Here is a 25930-nt window from a genome sequence, read left to right as displayed (position 1 = left end):
ACCGCGCAGCCCGGGACGTGCGTCGGGCGCGCCTGCGTCGACTGCGTAGGGTGGCGTCGTGCCCGGCTCTGACCTCCTCGGCGAGCTACCGCTGTGCCGGGGGACGCTCGACCGCGCGGCCCATCGCAGGAACCAGCCCGATCTGCTCGACACCCTGCTCGCCGACCCTGACACGGTCGTCGCGGTCGTCGTGGGGGACACCATGGAGGTCGACGACACGAGGGGGGACACCGACTCGGGCGGGGCGGGCGTCACCCTCGCTCTGCGGGCTCCCGTCCCGGAGGACCGTCGACGCCCGGCGATGTTCCTCGGTGAGGGGGTCGACAGCGGCGGCGAGCGCGCGGCCTACGTGGCCGTCATCGGCGAGCCTACGCTGGCCGGACATGGCGACTGGCAGACCCTGCGCCAGGCGGGCGAAGCGCTGGGTGACCGTGACGCGGGCCTCTTCACCACCAGCCTCGCCCTGGTGAACTGGCACCTGTCCCACCCCTGCTGTCCCCGCTGCGGCGCTGCGACGCAGTCGGACAACGCGGGCTGGACCCGGCGGTGCGAGCGCGACGGCAGCGAGCACTACCCGCGCACCGACCCGGCGGTCATCATGGCCGTGGTCGACGACGACGACCGGCTGCTCCTCGGCCGGGGCAGCCAGTGGCCGGAAGGCAGGTTCTCGGTCCTGGCCGGGTTCGTCGAACCGGGGGAGTCGTTCGAGGCCGCGGTTGCCCGCGAGGTCATGGAGGAAGTGGGTGTGCCCGTCACGGACGTGACCTACCTCGGGAACCAGCCGTGGCCGTTTCCGCAGTCGGCGATGATCGGCTTCCGGGCCCGAGCCCTCACCACGGACCTGCATCCGGACCTCGTCGAGATGGTGGAGGCGCGCTGGTTCACCCGTGATGCTTACGTGGAAGCTTTGCGCAGCAACGAGATTCGCACGCCTAGCGGGATCTCGATCGCGCAGCGCCTGATCGAGCACTGGCTGGGCCACAAGGTCGTCGACGTCATCGGCTGACCCCGCTCGAACTCACCTCGACGTCCCGGGGCGATCGATGACGAGCATGGTTGGATCACGTCATGTCCAAGAAGACCGCCTCGGGTCTGGCCAAGATCCCCACGAAAGCCTACGACGAGCGGCTGGCCGCCCTGCAGTCCGAGCTCGTCGTCCTGCAGGAATGGGTCAAGACGAGCGGTTCCCGCGTGGTGGTGCTGTTCGAGGGCCGTGACGCGGCAGGCAAGGGCGGCGCCATCAAACGCATCACCGAGGTGCTCAACCCACGCGTCGTCAGAGTCGCAGCCCTGCCGTCACCCACCGACCGCGAGAGGTCGCAGTGGTACTTCCAGCGCTACGTCCCGCTCCTGCCGGCCGCCGGGGAGATCGTGCTGTTCGACCGGTCCTGGTACAACCGGGCCGGCGTCGAACGCGTCATGGGGTTCTGCTCCGACGCGGAGTACGACCGGTTCATGCGACAGGCCCCGCTGTTCGAGCAGATGCTCATCGAGGACGGGATCATGCTGCGCAAATACTGGTTCTCGGTCTCCGACGTGGAGCAGGAGGCGAGGTTCCGCTCGCGCGCGAAAGACCCCATGCGCCGGTGGAAGCTCTCACCGATGGACCTCGAGTCCATCACCCGCTGGGAGGACTACTCGCGTGCCAAGGACGCCATGATGGCCCGCACCGACGTGGAGATGTCGCCGTGGTGGGTGGTCGAGTCCGAGGACAAGAAGGCGGCCCGGATCAATGTCATCAGCCACCTGCTCGGGTCGTTACCCTACGCCGAGCTGGACCCCCCGAAGGTCCAGATCCCGCACCGCCCCAAGGCCAAGCACGAGCACCGTCCACCCAAGGACACGCAACGCTACGTCCCCGACGTCGCGGCCGAGTTTCTGCAGAGCGCCGCCCGATGATCTACGAGGGCATGCCGGTACAGGCCTTCTCGACCCTCACCGAGCTTCACGAATGGCTCGTCGACAACCACGCCGAGCATGCAGGTGTCTGGGTGCGCCTTCGGCGGGCCGGGTCCCAGGTGCCGTCGGCCACCTTCACAGACCTGCTCGAGGAGGGGCTGTGCTTCGGCTGGAGCGAGAGCACTCGCCATCCGTGGGACGACGACTCGTACCTGCAACGGTTCACCCCGAGGCGAACCCGAGGCACGACCTCGGAGCGCAACCGGCGACTCGCGGTTGCGTTGGTGGAACAGGGCCGGATGACCCCCGCCGGGCTGGCTGGGCTGAACATTCGACCCGCGTCCACGAACCTGTCCGGATAGTCGGTGTTCTTACCAAACCGGGTCCTACGCCGCCGCAAAGCCGTTCCCGGCTGTGCAACATCACCCGCCGAGGCGCTGCCGGACCTCGATCAGACTGGGGTTGGTGGCCGCGCTGCCGTCGGGGAAGAGCACGGTGGGCACCGTCTGGTTGCCGCGGTTGACCTGCTCGACGAACCTCGCGCTCAGCGGGTCCTGCTCGATGTCGACCTCGGTGAACGAGATCCCCTCTCGCTTCAGCTGGGCCTTCAGCCGGGCGCAGTAGCCGCACCAGCTCGTGCTGAACAGCGTGATCGTTCCCGCCTCGGGGGCGGTCGGAGACTGGACGGACACGGGGGGCGCTCCTCGGGCGGACACGGGTAGGACTCGACAACGACTGACTCGGCAGATGACTCGGTCAACCGGTGGCCGGGTCAGAACCTTCCCGACCCCCCCGGATCACCGACCCGACGTGATGGCGTCGACGACCAGGCCGGCAACCACCCGCATACCGGTCCGGTTGGGGTGGAAAGGAACTCCTGCCCGCCAGGGCGCGATGGCGGCCACCGACGTCGTCCACGGATCGGCCGACCACGCGTGGTGGTCGAGGCTCGCGCGAGACGCGGTGACCAGCTCGGCGTCCGAGCGGGTCGATGCCTCGGCGGTCGCTGCCGCCAGCCGGTCGCCCACCGCGCGCAGCAGCCGTTGCTCGTCTGAGGACAGGCCTCGCACCGCGCTCATCGGTTCGGGTGGCAGCAGAGTGAGGTAGTCGACGAGGAGCACCCGGGCCTCGGGCGAGCGCCGGTGGACCTCCTCGACGAGACGGACCAGCCGCGGTCCGACCTCTGCGAGCCGGTCGTCGAACCCCTGGGGGTCGAGGGTGGCGTCCGCCACGGCACGTAACCGAGGAAGCCGTCGGACGAGAGACGGGAGCGTCGCCATGATCACTCCGGGGAGGTAGCCGACGTCATTGCCCCCCGCCGTGATCGTCACGAGACCGGTCGAAGGCGTCAGCGCCTCGACCTGAGGTGGCTGGCCGAACTGCGAGGTCTCCAGCAGATCAAGGGTCGTCGCACCCGAGCTCGTCACGTCGGTGAGCTCGGCGGCCAGCCGTGCCGCCACCAGGTGCGCGTAGTTGTGCCGCGACTGGCCCGCCTGACGGGGGCGCGTCCGGACCCGGTCGCCGAGGCCCGGCCCCGCCGCATACGAGCTGCCGAGCGCGACGTACTCGAGGGTCATGGACGACCAGCCTAGGGACGGTGGTGTGATGGCCCGTATGCCTCTCCAGCCTTCCGACGTCCCAGCCGGTGTCGCGGCCCTGGTTGCCTCCCGCCGCAATGCCGTCCTCGCGACCACGAAACGAGACGGCCGCCCCCAGCTGTCGGTCGTCACGTACGCGTGGTATCCGAACGACGATGGCCGGGCCGTCGTCCGCATCTCCACGACCGACGGCCGGGCCAAAGTCGCGAACCTGCGGCGTGACCCGCGAGCCTCTCTCGTCGTCACCGACGACAGCGGGTGGTCATACGCCGTGCTCGAGGGAGATGTCGGGCTGTCCCGAACCGCCGCCGACGAGCACGACGACGTGGTGGACGAGCTGGTCCGCGTCTACCGCGACGCCAGCGGCAGCGAGCACCCCGACTGGGACGAGTACCGCCGCGCCATGGTCGACGACCGGCGTCTCGTTGTCCGGCTGGTCGTCAGCCACGTCTACGGGACCGTCCGCGGCTGACCCACCCTGGTCCCGCTGCGTCGAGTGGGGTCGAGTTGGGGTCGGCTGGGAGTCGAAAGCGTGTCTGCCGGCCGACCTAGACTCGGGCGCGTCATGACCGCGCCCCCAGTCACCCCAACCTCCGACGAGGTGCTCGCGGCGCTCGACCCCGAGCAGCGCGAGGTGGCGGCCAGCCCGCTTGGCCCGATGTGTGTCCTGGCCGGCGCCGGCACGGGTAAGACCCGGGCGATCACCCACCGGATCGCCTACGGCGTCCACTCCGGCGCCTACCAACCGCAGCGCGTCCTGGCCGTCACCTTCACCGCACGCGCGGCCGGGGAGATGCGGACCCGGCTGCGCTCTCTCGGTGTCTCCGGGGTCCAGGCCCGCACCTTCCACGCGGCCGCGCTGCGTCAGCTGCACTTCTTCTGGCCGCATGCCGTCGGCGGAGCGGCGCCTGAGCTGCTCCCCTACAAGGCCACGGTGGTCGCCGAGGCAGCGAGCCGGCTGCGCATGCAGTTCGACCGCACGGCGATCCGCGACCTCGCTGCCGAGGTCGAGTGGGCCAAGGTCAGCCTCCTCACCCCCGAGTCGTATGCCGCGCACGCCCGGTCCCAGGGGCGCGAGCCGGCCGGCATCGACCTGCGCGAGATGGCGCGGCTGTTCGAGACCTACGAGGAGTGCAAGGCGCAGCGGGGCGTCATCGACTTCGAAGACGTCCTGCTGCTCACAGCGGGCATCCTCGCCGACCGGGACGACGTCGCCCGGACGGTCCGCGGCCAGTACCGCCACTTCGTGGTCGACGAGTACCAGGACGTCAACGCCCTGCAACAGCGGCTGCTCGACCTCTGGCTGGGCGGGCGCGACGACGTGTGCGTCGTCGGCGACCCGGCCCAGACGATCTACTCGTTCACGGGGGCGACACCGGCCCACCTGCTCGGCTTCCCACGCCGGTTTCCCCAGGCCAGCGTGGTGCGTCTGGTGCGCAACTACCGCTCGAGCCCGGAGATCGTTGGGCTGGCCAACCTCGTGGTGCGATCCGCCGGCAGGGCGGCGACCACCCCGACGTCGTCCTGGGCCGCCGGCACCGGTGCGGGTTACGTCGAGCTCAGCGCGCAAGGGGCGCCGGGTGCGGCGCCCACCCTCAGCCAGCATGCCGACGACCCGGCGGAGGCCCAGGCCGTGGCCGCCGACATCTCCCGGTTGGTGGCTGGCGGCCACCCGGCGGCCGAGATCGCGATCCTGGTCCGCACGAACTCGCAGTCGGAGGCGTTCGAGTCCGCGCTCGCGGCCGCCGACGTCCCCTATCTCGTCCGCGGCGGAGAGCGGTTCTTCTCGCGCTCGGAGGTACGCCAGGGCGTGCTGCTGCTGCGTGGGGCGGCACGCAGCGACGACGGCACGGTGCCATTGCCCGACCTGGTGCGCGACGTCCTCGGCGGGGCCGGGTGGACCCCCGTGGCGCCGCGCAGCGGGGGAGCGGTGCGAGAACGCTGGGAGTCGCTCAACGCGCTCGCCACGCTCGCCGACGGGTTGGTGGCCGCGGCGCCCGAGGCGCGCCTGCCGGAGCTCGTCCGCGAGCTGGCCGAGCGGGCGGCGTCGCAGCACGCGCCGGCGGTGCAGGGGGTCACGATCGCCTCGCTGCACGCGGCCAAGGGGCTCGAGTGGGACACGGTATTCCTGGCCGGGTGCAGTGACGGCCTCGTCCCGATCTCGATGGCCGAAGGCGCCGAGGCCATCGAGGAGGAGCGTCGACTGCTCTACGTCGGGGTCACCCGCGCGCGCCGAGAGCTGCGCATCTCGTGGGCCGCCGCGCGCAACCCCGGCGGTCGTGCTTCCCGCCGTCCCTCGCGGTTCCTCGACGCGACTGCCTCGGTCCTCGGCCCCGGCGCCCGCTCGGCACCGGCCGGATCGGCCCGCGGGCGGGCTGCCGCATCGGCACCGGCACGTCGCGTACCGGCCGTCTGTCGTACCTGCGGCACCGACCTCGCCACTGCGGCACAGCGCAAGGTGGGCCGTTGCGACACGTGTCCCCCGACCTACGACGACGCGACCTACGAGGCGCTGCGCTCCTGGCGGCTGGCAGTGGCGCGGGCGACCGCCGTGCCCGCCTACGTCGTCTTCACCGACGCCACGCTGACCGCCATCGCGGAGGCCCGTCCCGGTTCGCTCGCCGACCTGTCCCGGATCTCGGGTGTCGGCGCCCGCAAGCTGGACCAGCACGGGGGCGCCGTCCTCGAGATCCTGGCCGGCGGCGACCCTGATGCTGTGGCGGAGAGGGCTGGTGCCGAGAAGGCCTCTGCCACAACAGACTCCGCCCCCGCCGAGCCTCGACGAAAAAAAAATCCCGCGCACATCCGCTAAATAGGTTGTCCGCCGATCCGGGCGGCGGCTACTCTCGTCAGGCAGACCCAGCGGTTCAGGTGGCCGGCTGGGACCACCGAGGAAACGAAGGAGGGATGACCCTGATGGAGACGAACATGACGATGAAGGGCGCGGTCGAGACGACCTGCGCCTTCCCGCACGTCTGTGACACGTCGGACAAGCGTGCCGCGCGTGTGCGTCTGGGCATCCGCCGCCTCGCATCCGTCGACCGGGCGATTCAGGGGACGACTCTGTCCGCTACCGGTTTCGGACAGCTCGGTCAGGTCGCCGGATACCGGGCCCCCGTCGGCGTCTCGACCACCAACCCGTTCATCACCACCAGCCTCGATGCACTCCAGTTCCGCACCACGAGACCACCCGTCTGACATCTAGACACTGGTCTCACCTCAGGCCGCGGAACCCGACATCGGGATCCGCGGCTTTTCTTTGTCGGCCGCCAGCAGGACCGCAACCAGGCCACGCACGACTAGCACCAGGAACCGACATGACCACCACCGCACGAAAGCCGCATCAACACCCACCGACACAGCGACACCCGATGAGACCGACGACCCAGCGAAGTCAGAACCAGCGGAGCGCCCCGCACCACCAGCACGGGACCGCTCCGGACACGAGGGAGGTGACCGGACAGATGAGTACCCAGATGACGCAGCTCAGCGAGCTGCTCGACCTCAAAGCCAGAGCCGAGAGTCAGGGCGAGGCGATCCCCTGCCGGGAGTTCGACGCCGAGCTGTGGTTCGCGGAGAGCCCTGCCGACGTCGAGTTCGCCAAGTCGCTCTGCGGGAGCTGCCCGGCCCTCGAGGCCTGCCTGGCCGGCGCCCTGGAGCGGGCCGAGCCATGGGGGGTCTGGGGTGGGCAGCTGTTCATCCAGGGTGTCGTCGTCGCACGGAAGCGGCCGAGGGGTCGGCCGCGCAAGACCGACGTCGCCGCCTGATGTCCGACTGTGACAACGGACCTCGCGCTCGCACCGAGGCCCGGCCCTGCCGGGTCCTCATCACCGGGACGCCTCCCTGTTTTCAGGCCCGGAGTTTTCAGGCCCGGACCGACAGCAGACTCGTGGCGCCCTGCGCCACACCAGCAAGGAGAACCAGCATGTACCAGTCATTGCACTTCTCGGTCGTCCAGGCGGCTGTGGAGCAGCGCATCCGGCCTCGCCCGGTGACCGGCATCCGACGCAGCGCTCGGTTGATCTCGATCGAGATCCGTCGATCGCGTCGAGCCAACCACGGCGAGTAACCCGCCGGTGACCCGTCACACCGACCACCACGAGGACCAACCGGAACCGCACGATCAGCACGACCAGCACGACCAGCACGACCAGCACGACCAGCACGACCAGCACGACCAGCAGGATCAGCACCGCCGGAGGGCGGGGAGGCGCCGAGCTCCCCGCCCTTCCGTATTCCCAGCTATACCCAGCTGCGCCCAGCTGCGCCCAGCTGCGCCCGGGTGTGCCCGGGTGTGCCCGAGTGAGCTACGCCGCTCCCTAGTAGCGTCCACTGACATGAGCGGCCCGGAACTCCGAACCGAAACCGAACCGCGACCCGAGACCCGGACCGAGGCTCGCGAGCGTGCCGTCCAGGCATTGGTCTCGGCCGACCTGGCAGCGATCGTGGACCTCGTGGTCTGGGTCGAGGTGGTCGACGATGTCCGGGTGGCCCATGCCGCCAACCACCTCGGCCGGGTCCGGTTGCGCCCCGGTGGCCGGCACGAGCTGCTGGCGGGCACCGATCCGGTCAGCAACGAGGACCCGATGGCATTCCTCCCGTATGCCCTCGAGGTCGAGCAGGCGGGTCCGCGGCGGAGCAGCGACAACGCCTACCCTTATGCCGCCGAGCGCATCCTGTCGCTCTTCGACGACCCGAGCCGTAGCCCCGACCTGGCCGTCGTCCACACGCCCCGGCACTTCTTCCCCGACGAGAACGGCCATGTGGGCGAGCACGGATCGCTCGACGTCGTCCAGTCCCGGGCGCCACTGGTCCTGTCCGGCGCCGGGGTCCGCACCGCCGGTTATGTCGACGACCACGCCCGGCTGGTCGACGTCGGACCCACCATGGCCGCGCTGGCCGGCGTACCAACGCAGGACCTGCGCGATGCCGTGGGCGAGCCCCTCGACGGGAGCCCGCTCCAGGCATACCTGCTGCCCGATGAGCTGCCGCGCGCCGTGGTGGGCATCCTGTGGGACGGTGCCCACTGCGGCGACCTCCTGCACCTCGCGGAGAGCGGCGACCTGCCGAACGTCGCCCGTCTGATCGGCGGTGGCGTCGCGCTGCGCGGAGGTGCGGTCGCGCAGTTCCCGAGTGTCACCCTGACCAACCACACCTCGATCCTGACCGGGCTCGGGCCGGGTCGGCACGGGGTGCTGGGCAACGTCTTCTACGACCGCGAGACGACCGAGCGGGTCGTTCCCAACGACGCGACCACGTGGCACCGGTCGTCGGAGTGGCTGCGCCCGGCGGTGCGCACCGTTTTCGAGATGGTAGCCGACCACGTTGTGCCGCAAGGGTTCCCGCGCACCGCCAGCATCGACGAGGCCATCGACCGCGGCGCGGACTACTCGACGATGGCGGTCATCCGGGCGAGCGGTGCCGCATCGGGCGCGGGCGGGTTGGGGGACCGGTTGCCCTCGGCCGACGACTCACCGTTCGTGACCCAGCGCAGCCACCTCGCCGACGCGTACTTCCGGTGGGGCGTCAGCGTCGACGACCTCGGGCTGGCCCAGGCGCGGGAGCTGTTCTCGGACGCGACCAGCCTGCCGCGGCTGACCTGGTGGGCGAACGTCGTCACCGACGCGGGCCACCACGGCGGCGGCCCGCGTTCTGAGATGGCCCGCGACTCGCTGCGCCAGGCCGACGCCCGGCTCGGCGTCTTCCTCGACCAGCTCGAGGGCCTCGGGGTGCTCGACGAGGTGGCGTTCGTCCTGACTGCCGACCACGGCTTCGAGGGTTCCGACCCGTCGGTGACCGGTTCCTGGCGACCGGCGCTCGACGGTCTCGGCGTGCCCTACCGGGACGAGGGGCCGGGGTTCGTCTACCTGCTCTGAGCGGACGGCCTGGAACCGACGGTCCTAGGCTGGCCATGTGAAGGTGTCACTGCACATCGCCCAGGACGAGACGGCCGACGAGGTCCTCGGCTCGGACCCGTTCGCTCTGCTCGTCGGCATGCTGCTCGACCAGCAGTTCCCGATGGAGCGGGCCTTCGCCGGCCCGGCCAAGATCCTCGAACGGTTCGGCTCGCTCGACCCTGCCGGCATCGCTGCCGCTGAACCCGAGGACTTCGCCACTCTCTGCGCGACACCGCCGGCGATACACCGTTACGGACGCGCCATGGCCGGACGGGTCCAGCAGGTCGCGGCGGCGGTCGTGTCCGACTACGACGGGGACGCCGAGCAGATCTGGGCCGGCGCCTCGGACGGCGCCGACCTCGTGGCGCGGGTCAAGGCGCTGCCCGGGTTCGGGGACCAGAAGGCGCGCATCTTCGCGGCGCTCGTCGGCAAGCAGCTGGGGGTTCGACCCACGGGATGGGCCGAGGCGGTCGGCCCGTATGCCGAGCCGGGCTCGTTCCGCTCGGTCGCCGACGTGGTGGACCAGGACTCGCTCGACAAGGTCCGCGCGTTCAAGAAGGAGCAGAAGGCTGCTTCGCGGGCCTGACGTTCGCCCCGCAGCGCCGACGGGCGTCTGAGCCGGTTCCGCCGCAACACTCGACCACGGGAGCCAGAAATGTCCTCAGGAGACGGGGTCGGCGAGCGGCGGCAGGACGGCGCCAGGCATGTGGGCGGCGACGATCTCCCGGCCGCGCACCTCGCCGTTGATCTGGCAGAGCACCCCGATCCCACCGAGCCAGACCCGGTGGATCAGGAGGTACTCGGGAGGGAGGTTCAGACGCATACCGACGGTGTAGTTGGGACGCCTGGGGTCGTTGATGTGGGCGAACACGTCACGCAGCCACGGCCTGGAGAACCGGAACGTGTCGGTGCGTAGCGGGTCGATGAACGGCTCGAGGTACTCCAGCAGGCGCTCGGCGTCGACGTCCATGCCGGGCCGGACAAACCCCGTCTCCCGCAGTCCGGCGAGCGTCCCCTCGGCGTCGCCGCGGATGGCGACCGTGAGGAACTGGCCCATCTCGGGTGGGAGCCCCTTTGGGAGCCGGTTCACCGCGCCGAAGTCGATGACGCCGAGGCGCCCGTCTTGGAGCATCCGGAAGTTTCCGGGGTGGGGGTCGGCATGGAGCAACCCCACGCGACCGGGGCCGACGAGCAGGAACTCCATATAGCGGCCTGCCGCGGCGTCCCGCTCCTCGGGTGTGCCGTCGGCGATGACCCGGGACAGCGGCGTGCCGTCGAGCCATTCGCTGACGATGACGTGCTCGCTGAACTTGATCACGTGCGGGATGGCGAAGTGGGGGTCGTCGTCGAAGCCCTTGGCGAACTTCTCCTGCGACTTCGCCTCGAGGTTGTAGTCGAGCTCCTCGGCCATCCGGCTGCGCAGCTCGTCGAGGATCGGCTTGATCTCGATGCCGGGGACCCACATGGTCGCCATCCGGGCGACCCGGGAGATCTGCGCGATGTCGCTGAGCAGGGCGGGCCCGGCCCCGGGGTACTGGATCTTGACCGCCACATCGCGACCGTCGCGCCAGACGCCGCGGTGGACCTGGCCGATCGACGCGGCCGCGACGGGCGTGTCGTCGAACTCGGCGAAGCCACGGCGCCAGCGGGGACCGAGCTCGGCGGCGAGAACCGAGTGCACGGTCGCGGCCGGCAGCGGGGGAGCGCTGTCCTGGAGCTTGGTGAGCACGCTGCGGTAGGGGGCGGCGAGCTCCTCGGGGAAGGCCGACTCGAAGATCGACATCGCCTGGCCGAACTTCATCGCCCCGCCCTTGAGCTGACCGAGCACGCTGAACAGCTGCTCGGCCGTGCGGGCCTGCATCTCGGCGGCCACGATCTCCGCCGGCTTGCCACCGACTCGCTTACCCAGTCCCCACGCCGCCCGGCCGGCGATCCCCATCGGCAACGCCGCGAGCTTCGCCGCCCTCGTCACCGCGTTGCGGGGGATGTCGCTCACCTCGTCATTGTCACCCGGGACGCAACCAGTCCGCCGGTCGACCCCCCGGGCGCCTGCCCCCGAACGTCAGGTGAGCCGGAGCCGTGCCCCTCGCACGCCGGGTGCCGCACCCAGCGGCGGTGGTCCAGGCGCGGCCAGGGCAGGCTCGCCTCGACGGACACCCCTGCAGGGAGCTGCTCCCCGTCCAGGAGGGCGTTGACGAACATCGCCACGACCCCGGAAGCCAGGGCCAGCAGCGCCGCGTCCATCTGGGGGTCGCGGCCTCCGGTCGCCGCGTCGGCCCCGGTGTGAACCGCAAAGGCGGCCTGGGCGGCGAGCGACGGCCACCCGGCGTCGCGCTCGGCGCGCGTCAGGTGGACACACCGCAGGCACGGGAGGCCCGCGTCGCGGCCGACGAGGGGACCCACGACCACCCGGTCGCCATCAGTGACGACAGGCAGGTGGGGTATGCCTCTGCGGCTCCACGGGTCGCCCGCGCCGGCGTCCAGGGCCGCCGGGGCGACCAGGACCACGACGTCCGGTGTGCGCCCGTCGCCGCGGCGCAGGTCGGCGTCGAGCAGGTCGGCGGCCCACGTCCCGACGTCGACGCGTCCGGTCCCACCCGAGCGAAGCAGGTTCGCGACGGCCCAGGGCAGGCTCCCCACACCGTCTATGACGACATGTCGTCCCCTCCGCTCCAGCAGCCGGAGCGGATGGTCGCCGGCCCGCAGCCAGTCGAGCCGGGCGACCTCGACCCGGTCGAGCGTCGTCGCCGTGAGCACCCCGTATTCCCTCAGGAGCTGCAGCAGGCCCTCGACGCGCTGCCGGTCCACCCCGTCGGCGACGGCCGACGCATACAGCTGGGCCTCGCTGAGCGACCCGTCTACCCGCTCCAGCAGCGTCATCTCAGCCGGCGTGAGCCCAGACAGGATGAGGGCCCCCGACTCGGCACTCAGCCCGAGCTGCATCGCGTCCGTTCCCCGACGCAGCGGCCGGAACGACGCCTTGATCCTGGGTCGCGCGGCCATGCGGCGGACCTCCTGGCGGGGCGAGACGGGGATCGACGGGTCACTGGGACGGGTTCCCGGTGGGCGGTCGGAGCACCGTCGCACATTCGAGCGTGGTCGCCGCCCGCTCGTCCACAGGCCCCGGTCAGCAGGTCGGTCCGGACATGCGTGAGGGCGGGACCGACGATGCGGTCCCGCCCTCACGATGGTTGTGCCCGGCGGTCAGGCCTTGCCGAGGATGCGGTTGAGGTTGGTGCCGCAGACGGGGCAGACGGCCTTGGCCATCCGGCGCCCGTTCTCGCTCACCACGACCTTGCCCTCCGCCTCGCGCTTCGCCTTGCACTTCACGCAGTAGAACTCGCCTGCATAGGTCTCGTCCGTCGCCGCTGCTGTGCTGTCAGCCATGTGTGTCTCCTTGTCCGTGGCGGTCAGTAGCCGCTCTGAAGCGCTCGTGGTGGCGCTTGACCATCGCTCACCCTAGTCCTCCCTGAGCACGAAACCACGCAGCGACGACGGCGACAGCCGCTCAGGTGCCGGGCGGAGGCCGCGGCGGCCCGTGTCTCTCCAGCTGCCGCTCGGGCTAGTGTCGCAGTGTGCCTGACGTGCCGGTAGCCGCCTCGGACCGCGGTCCGGTGGAGGTCCGACGAAGCGGCCGACGACGGCGCACCGTCAGCGCCTACCGCGAGGGCGGTCGCACGATCGTGCTGATCCCGGCGCGGTTCACCAAGGCCGAGGAACGGCAGTGGGTCGACACCATGCTCGGTCGGCTGGCTGCCGGCGACCGCCGTCGGCGACCGAGTGACGACAGCCTCGCGCAGCGCGCCGCAAACCTGTCCGCGCGCTACCTCGACGACCGTGCTCGGGCGACATCGGTGCGGTGGGTGGCCAACCAGCGGGGGCGCTGGGGTTCCTGCACCCCTGCTGACGGGACGATCCGGATCTCGGACCGGCTCAAGGGGATGCCTGGTTACGTCCTCGACTACGTGCTGCTGCACGAGCTGGCCCACCTCCTGCGTCCGGCTCACGACAGGCAGTTCTGGACGCTGCTCGCGGGATACCCGCGGGTCGAGCGGGCGCGTGGGTTTCTCGAGGGGGTCGGCGCGGCAACGGGCCTGACGCTCGACGACGACAAGGCGGACGACGAGGCGGACGACGAGGACGACGAGAACGAGGACGACGAGGACGGCGCTACGACGTTGTTCTGAGGCATGGCGCCTGCGCGAGAGCTTCGGAGTCGATCTGGCCTGCGATGACGCTCAGACGGCCGTCAGTGCCGCTCGGGCTGCGGCAACCAACGGGGTCAGCTCATCGCGGCTTCCCGGCGGGAGGTCGTCCACCGGCCACCAGCGCACGTCTAGGGACTCCTCGCTGACCTGTGGTGACGATCCGGCCGGGGCCGTTGCGGCATAACGGATGTCGAGGTGCTCCTCGCAGCGTCCGAAGGCGCCGACCAGCCGGTGCCGATCCAGGTCGACGGGTTGCCACCAGACGCGGAGCCCGTCGATCCCCGACTCCTCCCGGGCCTCGCGCTCGGCTGCGGCACGGACGCCGCGGTCGCCGGGCTCGAGGTGACCGCCCAGCTGGTACCACTGCCGCGCCTTGCGGTGATGGGTGAGCAGCACCTGGTCCAGGTCTTCGTCCAGGACCACGCAGCTCGCGGTGAAGTGCGCCGGCGGACCCGACTTGAACAGTGCGTCTGGATGCGCTGCGAGGTGGGCCAGCAGGTCCAGCCGCACCAGCTCCTGCTGGGCGTCGCGGGCCCGGTATGCCGTCAGCACGCGTTGCGCGTCGACTGCCTGGACCGAGCGTGGACCGGTGTCGGCCACCGCGTACGAGGGGTCAGGCACGCGGCCCCGGGTTGTCCTGCGCACCAGGGTCGGTGGTGCTGGGGTCGGTGGTGTCGCTGGGGTCGGTCGGATCGTCCGGTGGCGCGTCGGAGGGGGAGTCATCGGCCCGCGGGTCGCTGAGCAGCGACTCGAGGGCGGAGTCGAGGTCGTCGGTGGTGCCGGCCGCGCGGCGCTTCTCGACGTATCCCAACGGGTCGTCCAGGTCGTCGCCGGTCGGGGCGATGTCCGGGTGCTCCCACGGAGCGTCGCGGAGCTCGATGCCCCCCGAGCTCTCCAACGCAGCCCAGAGGTTGCGGGCGTCCTTGAGCCGGCGGGTGCTGAGCTCGAGGCCGACCAGCCCGCTGAACGTCTTCTGGGCCGGGCCGCCGATCCGCCGCCGCCGCAGCGCCTCACCGAGCGCCGCGGCGTTGGGCAGGTGGCCTTCGGTGGCCTGGTCCGTGACGAGGTCGACCCAGCCTTCGACGAGGGCGAGGGCGGTCTCGAGACGACCTAGCGCGGCCTTCTGCTCAGCGGTCGGTGTCGGGGAGAACAGCTTGTGCTGCAGGGCCTCCTGGATGGCACCGGGGTTCTGCAGGTCCATCGAGCGGACCTGCTCCTCGATCGCGTCGGTGTCGATCCGGATGTTGCGCGCGTAGTCGCGAACGGCCGCCTCGAGCTGCGGACCGAGCCAGGGGACCTGGCTGAACAGCCGGACGCGAACGCCTTCGCGGACCGCGAGGTAGAGGCGTACCTCGGACGCGTCGACCCCGAGACCCTCGGTGAACGCGGAGATGTTGGCCGGAAGGAGCGCGACGTCCTCGCTGGCGAGCAAGGGCAGTCCGACCTCCGTCGCGCTCAGCAGGTCAGCCGCGAGGGCGCCGACGCCATGACCGAGCTGCGCCGAGAAGACGCTGCCGGCGAGCTTGCGTAGCGCGGGCTGCAGGTGCTCGAGCAGGCCCCCGACGTCGATGCCGGGCAGGTCGGGCACCGCGTCGCCGAGGCCCTCCTCGCGCAACCGGCCGAACTGCTCGTCGATGGCTCCGGTCATCGCTGCGGTCACGCCGTCGGAGACCGGCTCGACCAACCGGTGCCAGGTGGGCATCGTCGCCTCGACCCACTCGGCCCGGCTCCACGCCAGTCCAGAACCGGTCGGGGCATCCAGCGTAGTCACGGGGTCGACCCACATCTGCGCGACCCGGACCGCCTCGTCGACCTCACGCTGCTGCGCCGCGGTGACTGTCGGATCCGCCTGCACCGCAACGGTCTTGCGCGCGACATCGGTGGACATCCCCATCCGGTCCGCGGGGCTCTGGGCCGAGAAGAACTGCTGCATCTGGTTCTGCAGCATGGACATCATCGACGAGTTGGTCGGGTCGATGCCCATCTGCTTCCACATCTGCGCGATCGCCTCCCCGGGGTTGTCTCCGGGCTCCATGCCGAACTGCCGCATCAGCTGACCGAGGTCGGGCATGCCGGCGCCGCCGCCCAGTCCACCCGAGCCCCCAAGCTGGCGGATCAGGGCGCCCAGGTCGGGGCCGCCCTGTCCGCCGGACACGCCACCCAGCAGCTGCTGCAGCATCGCCCCCAGCTCTCCGAAGTCGCCGTCGTCATCGTCGTCGGAGTCGTCATCGAGCGGGCTCGGCGGGTCGGCGTCCGAACCACCGCCTGACGCACCTCCGGAGAAGCCCATCCGAGGACGGTCCACCGCGTCGGACCAGGGGTCCAACGGACCGTCCGAGGCAGCGGGCTCCGGGAGATCCTGCGACGTCGAGGGCTCGTCGGGGTCGACGGGCTCGCCGGTCGGTTCGGGACGCTCGGCCATGGGTGGCTCCTTGGGTGCGGTGCTACGTCGGCTGCTGGGAGGATGGTGCCTCGCGTGCGCCGCACAACCGACGGCGCCGCCAGATGCCGGGCCGCGAAGGTCGCGACGAAGCGGCACGACAAGACAACCACGGGGAGGGCACGCTGAGTTCCCCCGTTCGCCCAGCGCGCACCGGCCTCGTCGTCTCGATCGCGGGGCCGGGCGCCGTTCCGGGTGCTCCCGCCGTGCGGATCGCTTCGCTGTTCGCCGCCGGGATTGCTGCGGCCGCGGCCGCTCCCGGCAGCGGGCCAGCTGCCGATTCGCACGCTATCGCCGAGGTGCGCCTGCTCGCCGGTGGGCGTGGCCGGCTCCCCGGTGTGCGCTGGCGGCTCACCGATGTCGGCAGCCCCGAGGTCGCCGCCGCGCTCACCGGGTCGGATGTCCTGGTCTGGGTCGCTGCCCGGACCGACCTCCAGGCCCAGGCGCACGGCCGGCCGACCGACCGCCGCGCGGCTCTGCTGCGTACCGGTCGTGCCCTGGTGGTCTCCGCTGCCGCGCTCGGCGTGGGCCACGTGGTTGTCGTGACGTCGGCTGAGGTCTTCGGCGCGCTGCCTGACAACCCCGTCCCGCTGCCGGACGACGCGCCGTTGTCGGCTGTGGTCGATGAGGGCGCGGTGGGGGACCTGCTAGCGGTCGAGGCCTTCGTCGAGGAGTCCCGGGTCAACCATCACAACGTCCGGTTCACCGTGCTGCGGCCTGCCGTCCTCGTCGGCGAGGGCGTGGACACGGCGTTGACGCGCTACTTCGAGGCGCCGCGGCTGCTCGCAGTCCGGGGCGCTCGCCCGACCTGGCAGTTCTGCCACCTCGACGACCTCGCGTCGGCGGTCCGACGAGTCGTCACTCTGAAGGCCGGCCCGAGTATGCCGGTCGCCACCGTCGGTTGTCAGGGTCACCTCGACCTCGGACAGGTCGAGCAGCTCACGGCGATGCGGCGCATCGAGGTGGGTGAGACCACCGCCACCGCCACGGCAGCGCAGCTCTACCGGGTCGGGGTTCTGCGGAACCCGGCGAGCGAGCTGGCCTACGTGATGCATCCTTGGGCGGTCGGTTCGTCCACCCTGCGCGCGTACGGTTGGCAGCCGGCATACGACAATGAGACGTGTCTCGGCGTCCTGCTCGAGGCAATCGCCGACCGGCATGCTCGTCCCGGACACCGGTTCGACAGGCCCGACCGACGGGACGCCGCGCTCGGGGCAGCGAGCGCCGGTGTGGCGCTCGTCGCGACGGCGGCCCTGCTCCGGCGGGCCCGGCGTCACTGAGCCCGACCCGGGAGGCACCGTCCAGCCGACCAGCAGCCGACCAGCAGCCAACCAGCAGCCAACCAGCAGCTGACCACCATAGAGAGCAGGCAGCGATGACCGCGACCAGTCGCAGCGGCCGTTCGGCGCAGGTCGTCCTCGCCGACATCCGGGACACCCCGCTGTCGCTCGACGAGCTCGTCGCGGCGGTACGCGACCCGCAGGCAGGTGCCGTCGTGACGTTTGTCGGCTTTGTGCGTGACCACGACCACGGTCTGGCGGTCGAGGTGCTCGAGTACAGCTGCCATCCCAGCGCGGTCGACGTCGCGAACCAGCTCGTGGAGCGGCTGGCCGAGGAGGGCACCGTCGTCCGGCTGGGCGTCGTCCACCGGGTCGGGCGGCTCGAGGTCGGAGATATCGCGGTCGTGGCCGCGGTGAGCGCGGCGCACCGGCGTGAGGCCTTCGACGTGTGCCGCCGGCTGATCGACGAGTTCAAGGCATCCGTCCCGATCTGGAAGCACCAGACCTTTGCCGACGGCGCCGACGAGTGGGTGGGACTGCCATGAGCGAGGGACAGGTCACCTACCCCCCGGCGCCGGCGCGGGGTTCCGACCCACCGCCGGCGACCGACCGGGTGTCTCGCCGGTCGGCCGCGGTCCTCGTATTCGTGTTCCTCGGGCTGCTCGTCGGGGTGGCCGGCACCCTGGTGCATCTCCCCTACGCGGTCATGATGCCCGGGCCGATCTCGAACGTACTCGGTCAGACCACGCACGCGGACGGCACCGCGAGCGCGCTGATCGTCATCGACGGCCACCCCACCTTCCCGACCACCGGTTCGCTCGACTTCACGACGGTCCGCGTCAGCGGCGGACCGGGCTACCCCGTCAACGTCTGGTCGGTGCTGTCGGCCTGGGTCGACGCGACCGAGGAGGTCTACCCGGTCGATGCGCTCTTTCCTCCTCAGCAGACCCAGGACCAGGTGCAGCAGGAGAACACCGCCGAGATGGTCGACTCCCAGCAGGAGGCGACGGCGGTCGCGCTGCGCAAGGCCGGCATCGCCGTGCCGGAGAAGGTCTCCGTGGCGTCTGTGACGTCGGACGCGGCGTCTGGTTCGGCGCTGCAAGCAGGTGACGTCCTGGTCTCGGTCGGCGGCACTGCCATCGACAGCGCTGCAACGGCACGCGCCGCGATCCAGAAGACGACCCCGGGCGGGACGGCCAACCTCGTGGTCGACCGCAAGGGCGCCCAGGTCGCGGTCGCCGCCAAGACCGGCACCAGCGCCGACGGGCGCACGGTGCTCGGGGTCCTGCTCAAGGTCGACTTCGAGTTCCCGTTCAAGGTCACCATCGACGCTGGCGCGGTCGGCGGCCCGTCCGCCGGCCTGATGTTCTCCCTGGGGGTCTACGACAAGCTGACCGACGGTTCGCTCACCGGCGGCAAGAACATCGCCGGGACGGGCACGATCGCCGACAGCGGTGCCGTCGGCCCGATCGGCGGCATCCGGCAGAAGATGGTGGGGGCCCAGCGGGGCGGCGCCACATTCTTCCTCGCCCCCGCCGACAACTGCACCGAGGTCCGCGGCCACGTCCCGGACGGCCTGCAGATCGTCAAGGTGGCGACCTTCGACGAGGGCGAGGCCGCGGTGAAGAAGATCGGTACGGGCGACACCGCCTCACTCCCGACCTGCTGACGCTGCCGGGTCAGTCCTCGAAGGTCGCCCGTAGCGCGGCTACCAGCCCTGGGGCCAGGTCGCGACCGGTTGCCACCGCGTCGTCGGAGTCGTGCTCGCGCTGACGCAGCAGGCATACGGACGTGCCGTCCCGCAGCACCGCGGCGAGCAGCCGCACGTCCTTGCGGTCGGGATGGCCGGCGAGCGCATCGACCGCAGCCTCGGGGTCGCTGGGGAGGTCCCGCTCCGCGTCCGGCGGAACCACGACCCGTTCGACCACGAACGCGCAGCCGTCCACGTCCGGCGGCCAGGCGATCCGGCCGAGCACGGACTCGAGGCCGGTGGACTGGTGCAGCCCCTCCTGCTCGATCGCGGTGAGGGCGCCGGGCGCCAGGTCGCCCGGCCCGAGACCCACTCTCAGCTGGGGCTCGCGCTGCAGCAGGTCGGCCGTCCGCACCAGGGCGAACAACCGCGGCGGTTGGTCCCAGCCGGCCGCGGCGACGTGCCGCTCGGCGTCAAGCGCGGCGACCGACAAAGGATCGAAGACGGGGCGTACGGGCGACGTCACCTCCCCATCTTCTCGCAGGTGTGAGGGCATCCGGCCACAGCCCGCATTCAGGCTGGGTGGTGGCTGTGCGGAGCGTATGCCTCTGGTCCACGACCGGTTCACCGCTGACTCACAGCCCCGCACAACGATTCGGCAACGCTGCTGTGTACGGCGGGGACAAGGGGGCCGGGTGGGTCGTTGCTGGGTACGTATCCTTGGCACACCCCGGGCGCAGGGCGCGGGTCGACAGACAGGCATGTAGTGAGTGATCGCGACTGGACGGGCGAGGACGCGGGCTCCGGCAATGGATCGGCCGAAGCGGGCGGGTCGGCCACGGCGACCCGGGAGAGGCGCCGAGGGCCTTTCGTCACGACGATCGTGGCGCTGGTCGCTGTCGCCATCGTGGCGTCGCTGATCGCGCAGTTCTGGACCGACATCCTCTGGTTCGACTCCGTGGGTTTCCGGTCGGTGTTCCTCACCGAGCTCGGCGCCAAGGTGCTGCTCGGCGTGGTCGCTGGTGTGATCACGGCGGCGATCGTGGGCTCGAGCATGGTGATCGCCTACCGGACCCGGCCGATCTATGCCCCGACCGCCACGAACCAGGACGCTCTGGAGCGTTACCGGGCGGCCATCGAGCCGCTACGGCGGGTGGCGATGCTCGGGGTGCCGCTGGTGATCGGGCTGCTGGCCGGCCTGGGCGCCTCGGGCCAATGGGACACGTTCCTGCTGTGGCGCAACGGCGTCGACTTCGGCAAGACCGACCCGCAGTTCGGTCTGGACGTGGGCTTCTACGTCTTCACCCTGCCCTGGCTCAGCTTCGTGGTCGCCTTCTTCAGCATGGCGCTGATCATCGGCACCCTTCTTGCCGCGTTCACCCACTACATCTTCGGCGGGCTGCAGTTCCAGGGGCGCAACCGGCACACCACCAGTGCCGCGCGGCTCCACCTGTCGGTCCTGCTGGCCGCGATCGTCCTGATGCGGGCCGCGAGCTACTGGCTGGACCGCTACTCGTTGACCATCAAGAGCAGCGACCTGATGACCGGCATCCAGTACACCGACGCCAACGCGGTGCTGCCGACCAAGGCGATCCTCGCGATCGCGTCGGTCATGTGCGCCCTGATGTTCCTGTCCGTCATCTGGACCAAGTCCTGGCGCATCCCGATCGTCGGCGTCGTCGGCCTGCTGATCGTCTCGATCGTCGTCGGCGGGATCTTCCCTGCACTGGTCCAGTCCATCAAGGTCAAGCCGAGCGAGAAGTCGCTGGAGGCGCAGTACATCCAGAACAACATCAACGCGACGCGTGACGCATTCGGCCTGTCCAGCATCGAGACCACCGCCTACAACGCCGCCACTACGGCGACCCAAGGCCAGCTGCGCAACGACACCGCGACCGTCCCCGGTATCCGCATCCTGGACCCCAATGTGGTGGCGGCGACCTACAAGCAGCTGCAGGCGGGTAAGAGCTACTACCAGTTCCCCGACACCCTCGACGTGGACCGCTACGACGTCAAGGGCACCCTGAGCGACACCGTCATCGCCGCTCGCGAGCTCGACCTCGATGGTGTGCCCGCCGGCCAGCGCAACTGGCTGAACGACCACACCGTCTACACCCACGGCTACGGCATCGTCGCTGCCTATGGCAACCGCAAAGACGCCGACGGCAAGCCGGTCTTCTTCGAGCAGAGCATCCCGTCGGCCGGCGACCTGGGCAAGTTCGAACCACGGATCTACTTCGGCGAGCAGTCGCCCGAGTACTCCGTCGTCGGAGCCTCGTCCGGCTCGTCGCCGCGCGAGTTCGACTATCCCGACGGTTCGGCCGCCGGACAGGCCAACACGACGTATACCGGCCGCGGCGGTGTCGAGATCGGCAACATGGCTCGCCGCATCGCCTATGCGATCGACTACCGCGAGGCCAACTTCCTGCTCTCTGACGCCGTCAACGCCGACTCGCGGCTGCTGGACCACCGCACTCCACGCGAGCGGGTCCAGCGGGCCGCGCCCTGGCTGACGCTGGACGGCAACGCCTACCCAGCCGTCGTCGACGGGCGGGTGCTGTGGATCATCGACGGCTACACGACCACGGCGGACTACCCGAACTCGCGTTTGACCTCCATCGACACGGCTACCTCGGACTCGATCACGACGACCCGGACCTCGGTCCAGGCGATCAACGCCGGCCAGGTGAACTACATCCGCAACTCGGTGAAGGCGACTGTCGACGCATACGACGGGTCCGTGCACCTCTACAACTGGGACGCCACCGACCCGATGCTCAAGGCCTGGTCGGCCGCGTTCCCCGGCACGGTCCAGCCGCAGTCCGACATCAGCGCGTCGTTGATGGCGCACCTGCGCTACCCCGAGGACCTGTTCAAGGTCCAGCGAAAGATCCTGGCTCGCTATCACGTCACCGACGCGGGCACCTTCTTCGGCAGCAACGACCTGTGGGACATCCCGGCCGACCCGACCAAGGACGCCCGCAGCGTCGACCAGCCGCCCTACTACCTGAGCATCGCCATGCCCGGCCAGACCTCCCCGGAGTTCTCGCTGACGACAACCTTCAAGCCCTACGGCACCCGGGAGGTGCTGTCTGGGTTCCTCGCAGTCGACTCCAACGCGGGGTCCACGGCTGGGCAGAAACGGGCGGGCTATGGGCAGCTGCGGCTGCTGCAGCTGCCCAAGGACAGCAACGTCCGAGGGCCGGGGCAGGTCCAGAATGACATCGCCTCCTCCAGCGTGCAGTCCTCGGACTACTCCCTCGGTCTGTCGCAGTTCCTCAACATCCAGCGACAACAAGGCTCCACGGTCGTGCTCGGCAACCTGCTCACCCTCCCGGTCGGCGGCGGTCTGCTCTACGTCGAGCCGATCTACGTGCAGGCCAAGGCCGACTCGGCCTACCCCCTGAACCGGGCCGTCATCGCCACGTTCGGCGACAAGCTCGCCTGGTCGTCGACCCTCAACGGGGCCCTGGACGCGTTGTTCGGCGGCAGCTCCGGCGCCACAGCCGGTGATACGACACCGACCACCGGGAACCCGACGGTCACGCCGCCGCCGCCGCCGGGTCCGGGCCAGACGGGGGACAACCCTGCCCTCACGAAGGCGCTCGCCGAGGCGCAGACGGCGCTCAACGATGCGGACGCGGCGCTCAAGTCGGGTGACTTCACCAAGTACGGGGAGGCCCAGGCCCGCCTCAAGGCCGCCATCCTGGCCGCCACCCAGGCCGCTCCGACGGGAACGGCGACGCTGACGCCCGGCGGGACGGCGACCTCGACAGCGACACCCACCGGCTGAGGCGTCGTCGAGCCGGCGGCTCACCGATTTGGTGCTGGCGCTGGGGATCCGTAGACTGGGACCTACCGACGCGGGGTGGAGCAGCTCGGTAGCTCGCCGGGCTCATAACCCGGAGGTCGCAGGTTCAAATCCTGCCCCCGCTACCATTCGGAAACGCACGAAGGCCCGGACCATCTGGTCCGGGCCTTCGCCGGTGACCGGCCCGGTTGCGCCCAGGGAGGTGCGATGCCTGCGCGCCGCAACAGTCGACTCCGGGGTCATCAGTGGTGCCCGATCGGGGCATACCGCCGCAACATTCGACTCCGGGGTCGGTCGTTGCGCGAACCGTATGCCGTTTCGTGGTGCGTGAACCGGTCACCGAAGCAGTGACTCATCTCGCACCCCCGACCGGCTCTTGACTGGAACAGCCCCCGGTCAACCGTGGTTGGCTTGAGTGTGAGCGCTCTCGAGCAGACCACCAGCCCGTCCGGCAAGGCCGGCGGCAGACACCGCGTCGTCGTCGTCGGCAGTGGGTTCGGCGGGTTGTTCGCGACCCGTTCCCTCAAGCGGGCCGACGTCGACATCACGCTGATCTCGCGCACGACGAGCCACCTGTTCCAGCCGCTGCTCTACCAGGTGGCCACGGGCATCCTTTCCGAGGGCGAGATCGCCCCCGCAACGCGCGAGATCCTGCGCCGCCAGGCCAACGTGACCACCGTGCTCGGTGAGGTGACGCAGATCGACGTCGCTGCCCGGACCGTCACGTCGCAGAGCCTGGGGCGGCGCGCTGTGACGCCCTACGACACCCTTGTCGTCGCGGCCGGCGCCGGACAGTCCTACTTCGGGAACGACCAGTTCGCGAAGCACGCCCCCGGCATGAAGGACATCGACGACGCCCTCGAGCTGCGCGGCCTCATCCTCGGCAGCTTCGAGCAGGCCGAGCTGGCGGCGATCCGCGGCGACAAGCAGGAGGTGGCCCGGCTGATGTCGTTCGTCGTCGTCGGGGCGGGCCCGACCGGCGTGGAGATGGCCGGCCAGATCGCCGAGCTGTCGCGGCGGACCCTTAAGTCCGACTTCCGGCACATCGACCCGACGATGACGACGATCACCCTCCTCGACGCAGCCTCACAGGTGCTGTCGGCCTTCGGTGACCGGCTCGGCGTGATCGCCCAGCGTCGGCTGGAGAAGATGGGTGTCGACGTCCAGCTCGGCGCCAAGGTCGTCGACGTCGACGCCACGGGCATCGAGGTCCAGGACCGCGCCGGCGATGTGCGCCGCATCGAGGCGATCTGCAAGGTCTGGGCGGCCGGTGTGCAGGCCAGCCCACTCGGCAAGGCCATCGCCGACCAGACCGATGCCCAGGTCGACCGTGCCGGCCGACTGCAGGTCGAGCCGGACCTGACCGTGCCCGGGCATCCCGAGATCTTCGTCGTCGGCGACATGATCGCCCTCGACAACCTGCCGGGTGTGGCACAAGTCGCCATCCAGGGCGGCAAGTACGTCGCCACCACCATCAAGCACCGCCTGGCCGGATCGCCTGCGGACAAGCCGTTCAGCTACTTCGACAAGGGCTCGATGGCCACCGTGTCGCGGTTCTCGGCCGTCGCCAGTGTCGGGAAGCTGCGGTTCGGCGGGTTCATCGCCTGGGTGACCTGGCTGGTGATCCACCTTTTTTACCTCATCGGGTTCAAGTCCCGGATCACCACGCTGCTGCACTGGGGGATCTCCTTCCTCGGCCGCGGCCGGGCCGAGCGCGTCATCACCGAGCAGCAGGTCTTCGCGCGCGCGGCGATCGAGCGCCTCGGTCCGGACCACCAGCCGCACCTGCCCTGACCCCACCGTCCGGTATGCGTCGCAGCAGCCTCGGACCCGTCGGTTATCGTCAGCGCGTGGCTGACATCGCATACCCCATCGCCGACCGCACGCTGCCCAACGGGCTGCGGGTCGTCGTCTCCGAGGACCACACGGTCCCGACCGTCACCGTGAACCTGTGGGTCAACGTCGGCTCCCGGCACGAACGGGCGGGGCGGACCGGGTTCGCGCACCTGTTCGAGCACCTGATGTTCCAGGGGTCGCGCAACGTCGCCTCGGGTGAGCACTTCTCGGCGCTCATGGCCGAGGGTGGTCGGCTCAACGCGACCACGTGGTTCGACCGCACCAACTACTTCGAGACGGTGCCCAAGGGTGCCTTCGAGCTGGCGCTGTGGCTCGAGGCCGACCGCCACGGTCACCTGCTCGAGGCCCTCACGCAGGACAACCTCGACAACCAGCGCGACGTGGTGAAGGAGGAGAAGCGCCAACGCTATGACAACGTGCCCTATGGCAGCGCGCTGCTCGACGTCTACGCCACCGTCTTCCCGGACGACCACCCCTACCACCACCCGACGATCGGGTCGATGGAGGACCTCGACGCAGCCAGCCTCGACGACGTGCACGCCTTCTTCCGCATGCACTACGGGCCGGGCAACACCGTGCTCACCGTCGTCGGTGACGTCGAGCCCGAGGAGGCGTTCGCGGCGGTCGAGCGCTACTTCGGCGTGCTCGCGGCGACCTCGCACGCGGTGCCGAAGCCGCCCCACACCCTCGAGCCACTGGCGGCTCCGGTGCGCGTCGAGCGTCGCGAGGCCGTGCCCAACGACCGCCTCTATCTCGCCTTCCGGCTGCCGCCCGACGGCACCGACGACTACTACGCCTGCTGCCTGGCCATGGACGCGATCGGTGGTCTCGCCACCTCGCGCCTCGTGCGCCGTCTCGTGCGCGAGGAGCAGGTGGCCACCGGCCTGAGCGCCCACACCATGGGTCTGGTCGACGGCGTCTCGCTCGGTCTGATCTCGGTCGACGTCGCTGGCGGTGCCGACCCTGACGCGGTCGAGGCGGCGGTCGTCGAGGAGCTCGAGCGCTTCGCCGTCGAGGGGCCGACCGCCGTAGAGCAGGAGGCCTCCACCGCCGAGACCGAGCGGGCCTGGCTGAGCGCGCTCGCCAGCATGGACGAACGGGCCGACGCGATCTGCCACTACACACTGCTGCTCGACGACCCCCACTACGTCAACACCTTCCTCGACCGGGTGGCGGCCGTGAGCCCCGAGCAGGTGCGGGCGGTCGCGCAGAGGTGGCTGACGCCATCAGCACGCGCCGTCGTCGCCTAC

General features: G+C 70.5%; 25 protein-coding genes and 1 tRNA gene. 18 read left to right on the top strand and 8 right to left on the bottom strand.

Features of this window, described 5'->3' with window-relative positions; genetic code table 11:
- The first annotated feature begins 58 nt into the window (after positions 1-58).
- From nudC to ABI385_RS08375, 3 genes are all read left to right on the top strand, one after another.
- Positions 59-1006, top strand: coding sequence for an NAD(+) diphosphatase (gene nudC / locus ABI385_RS08385; protein ID WP_348103298.1), 948 nt, complete (start codon positions 59-61; stop codon positions 1004-1006).
- 62 nt (positions 1007-1068) lie between these two features.
- The gene (ppk2, locus tag ABI385_RS08380; RefSeq protein ID WP_348103297.1) at positions 1069-1899 is read left to right on the top strand and encodes a polyphosphate kinase 2; all 831 of its coding nucleotides are present in this window, start codon (positions 1069-1071) and stop codon (positions 1897-1899) included.
- Positions 1896-2261 (top strand): hypothetical protein, encoded by a 366-nt coding sequence (locus ABI385_RS08375; RefSeq protein WP_348103296.1) that lies wholly within the window; start codon positions 1896-1898, stop codon positions 2259-2261. The genes ppk2 and ABI385_RS08375 overlap by 4 nt, the downstream gene beginning before the upstream one ends.
- A gap of 60 nt (positions 2262-2321) precedes the next feature.
- On the opposite strand, the gene ABI385_RS08370 is transcribed toward ABI385_RS08375, so the two are convergent.
- A complete protein-coding gene (locus tag ABI385_RS08370) occupies positions 2322-2591 on the bottom strand; it encodes a mycoredoxin (RefSeq protein ID WP_348103295.1) in 270 nt (89 codons plus the stop codon).
- 105 nt (positions 2592-2696) lie between these two features.
- Positions 2697-3476: an SGNH/GDSL hydrolase family protein gene (locus ABI385_RS08365; protein ID WP_348103294.1), complete on the bottom strand. Its 780-nt coding sequence runs from the start codon at positions 3474-3476 to the stop codon at positions 2697-2699.
- A 28-nt stretch (positions 3477-3504) separates the two neighbouring features.
- Between ABI385_RS08365 and ABI385_RS08360 the strand changes: the two genes are divergently transcribed.
- The 7 genes from ABI385_RS08360 (at position 3505) to ABI385_RS08330 (ending at position 9980) form a co-directional block, all read left to right on the top strand.
- A complete protein-coding gene (locus ABI385_RS08360; protein ID WP_348103293.1) occupies positions 3505-3969 on the top strand; it encodes a PPOX class F420-dependent oxidoreductase in 465 nt (154 codons plus the stop codon).
- A 93-nt stretch (positions 3970-4062) separates the two neighbouring features.
- Entirely contained in the window at positions 4063-6309 is a 2247-nt protein-coding gene (locus ABI385_RS08355; RefSeq protein ID WP_348103292.1) for an ATP-dependent DNA helicase UvrD2, read from the top strand.
- A 95-nt stretch (positions 6310-6404) separates the two neighbouring features.
- Positions 6405-6695: a hypothetical protein gene (locus tag ABI385_RS08350; protein WP_348103291.1), complete on the top strand. Its 291-nt coding sequence runs from the start codon at positions 6405-6407 to the stop codon at positions 6693-6695.
- Positions 6696-6973: 278 nt separating this feature from the next.
- The gene (locus ABI385_RS08345; protein WP_407068242.1) at positions 6974-7264 is read left to right on the top strand and encodes a WhiB family transcriptional regulator; all 291 of its coding nucleotides are present in this window, start codon (positions 6974-6976) and stop codon (positions 7262-7264) included.
- A 158-nt stretch (positions 7265-7422) separates the two neighbouring features.
- Positions 7423-7566 carry a hypothetical protein gene (locus tag ABI385_RS08340; RefSeq protein WP_348103289.1) on the top strand — a complete coding sequence of 48 codons (144 nt, stop codon included), beginning with the start codon at positions 7423-7425 and terminating at the stop codon, positions 7564-7566.
- A gap of 268 nt (positions 7567-7834) precedes the next feature.
- The gene (locus ABI385_RS08335; RefSeq protein ID WP_348103288.1) at positions 7835-9373 is read left to right on the top strand and encodes an alkaline phosphatase family protein; all 1539 of its coding nucleotides are present in this window, start codon (positions 7835-7837) and stop codon (positions 9371-9373) included.
- A gap of 37 nt (positions 9374-9410) precedes the next feature.
- Positions 9411-9980 (top strand): HhH-GPD-type base excision DNA repair protein, encoded by a 570-nt coding sequence (locus ABI385_RS08330; RefSeq protein WP_348103287.1) that lies wholly within the window; start codon positions 9411-9413, stop codon positions 9978-9980.
- 75 nt (positions 9981-10055) lie between these two features.
- Here ABI385_RS08330 and ABI385_RS08325 read toward each other — a convergent pair whose 3' ends face one another.
- The 3 genes from ABI385_RS08325 to ABI385_RS08315 form a co-directional block, all read right to left on the bottom strand.
- Positions 10056-11390 (bottom strand): AarF/ABC1/UbiB kinase family protein, encoded by a 1335-nt coding sequence (locus ABI385_RS08325; protein WP_348103286.1) that lies wholly within the window; start codon positions 11388-11390, stop codon positions 10056-10058.
- Positions 11387-12397, bottom strand: coding sequence for a hypothetical protein (locus ABI385_RS08320; protein WP_348103285.1), 1011 nt, complete (start codon positions 12395-12397; stop codon positions 11387-11389). Before ABI385_RS08320 ends, ABI385_RS08325 begins: the two co-directional genes overlap by 4 nt.
- Before the next feature lie 201 nt (positions 12398-12598).
- Positions 12599-12781, bottom strand: a complete 183-nt coding sequence (locus tag ABI385_RS08315) for a DUF5679 domain-containing protein (protein ID WP_348103284.1) — start codon at positions 12779-12781, stop codon at positions 12599-12601.
- A gap of 188 nt (positions 12782-12969) precedes the next feature.
- On the opposite strand from ABI385_RS08315, the gene ABI385_RS08310 reads away from it, so the two are divergent.
- Entirely contained in the window at positions 12970-13581 is a 612-nt protein-coding gene (locus ABI385_RS08310; RefSeq protein ID WP_348103283.1) for a M48 family metallopeptidase, read from the top strand.
- A gap of 51 nt (positions 13582-13632) precedes the next feature.
- On the opposite strand, the gene ABI385_RS08305 is transcribed toward ABI385_RS08310, so the two are convergent.
- Entirely contained in the window at positions 13633-14223 is a 591-nt protein-coding gene (locus ABI385_RS08305) for an NUDIX domain-containing protein (RefSeq protein ID WP_348103282.1), read from the bottom strand.
- The gene (locus tag ABI385_RS08300) at positions 14216-16024 is read right to left on the bottom strand and encodes a zinc-dependent metalloprotease (protein ID WP_348103281.1); all 1809 of its coding nucleotides are present in this window, start codon (positions 16022-16024) and stop codon (positions 14216-14218) included. The genes ABI385_RS08305 and ABI385_RS08300 overlap by 8 nt, the downstream gene beginning before the upstream one ends.
- A gap of 224 nt (positions 16025-16248) precedes the next feature.
- On the opposite strand from ABI385_RS08300, the gene ABI385_RS08295 reads away from it, so the two are divergent.
- The 3 genes from ABI385_RS08295 (at position 16249) to ABI385_RS08285 (ending at position 18991) form a co-directional block, all read left to right on the top strand.
- Complete coding sequence (locus ABI385_RS08295) at positions 16249-17322, top strand: NAD-dependent epimerase/dehydratase family protein (protein ID WP_348103280.1); 1074 nt, start codon at positions 16249-16251, stop codon at positions 17320-17322.
- A 95-nt stretch (positions 17323-17417) separates the two neighbouring features.
- The gene (locus ABI385_RS08290) at positions 17418-17867 is read left to right on the top strand and encodes a molybdenum cofactor biosynthesis protein MoaE (protein WP_348103279.1); all 450 of its coding nucleotides are present in this window, start codon (positions 17418-17420) and stop codon (positions 17865-17867) included.
- A complete protein-coding gene (locus ABI385_RS08285) occupies positions 17864-18991 on the top strand; it encodes a S16 family serine protease (protein WP_348103278.1) in 1128 nt (375 codons plus the stop codon). The genes ABI385_RS08290 and ABI385_RS08285 overlap by 4 nt, the downstream gene beginning before the upstream one ends.
- Positions 18992-19001: 10 nt before the next feature.
- Here the strand turns inward: ABI385_RS08285 and ABI385_RS08280 are convergent, their stop codons facing one another.
- Positions 19002-19568: a PPA1309 family protein gene (locus ABI385_RS08280; protein ID WP_348103277.1), complete on the bottom strand. Its 567-nt coding sequence runs from the start codon at positions 19566-19568 to the stop codon at positions 19002-19004.
- Between the two features lie 210 nt (positions 19569-19778).
- Here ABI385_RS08280 and ABI385_RS08275 point away from each other — a divergent pair, with 210 nt between their 5' ends.
- From ABI385_RS08275 to ABI385_RS08260, 4 genes are all read left to right on the top strand, one after another.
- Positions 19779-22805 carry a UPF0182 family protein gene (locus ABI385_RS08275; RefSeq protein ID WP_348103276.1) on the top strand — a complete coding sequence of 1009 codons (3027 nt, stop codon included), beginning with the start codon at positions 19779-19781 and terminating at the stop codon, positions 22803-22805.
- 69 nt (positions 22806-22874) lie between these two features.
- Positions 22875-22951: transfer RNA gene (locus tag ABI385_RS08270), tRNA-Met, on the top strand.
- A gap of 283 nt (positions 22952-23234) precedes the next feature.
- Positions 23235-24617 (top strand): NAD(P)/FAD-dependent oxidoreductase, encoded by a 1383-nt coding sequence (locus ABI385_RS08265; RefSeq protein WP_348103275.1) that lies wholly within the window; start codon positions 23235-23237, stop codon positions 24615-24617.
- Positions 24618-24673: 56 nt separating this feature from the next.
- Positions 24674-25930, top strand: a 1257-nt coding sequence (locus ABI385_RS08260) for a pitrilysin family protein (RefSeq protein WP_348103274.1), incomplete at its 3' end; no start/stop codon positions are given.

Origin of the sequence: Lapillicoccus sp. (genome assembly GCF_039935575.1) — a bacterium.
Lineage (GTDB): Bacteria > Actinomycetota > Actinomycetes > Actinomycetales > Dermatophilaceae > Lapillicoccus.
This window is presented reverse-complemented; position numbering and strand designations above follow the sequence as displayed.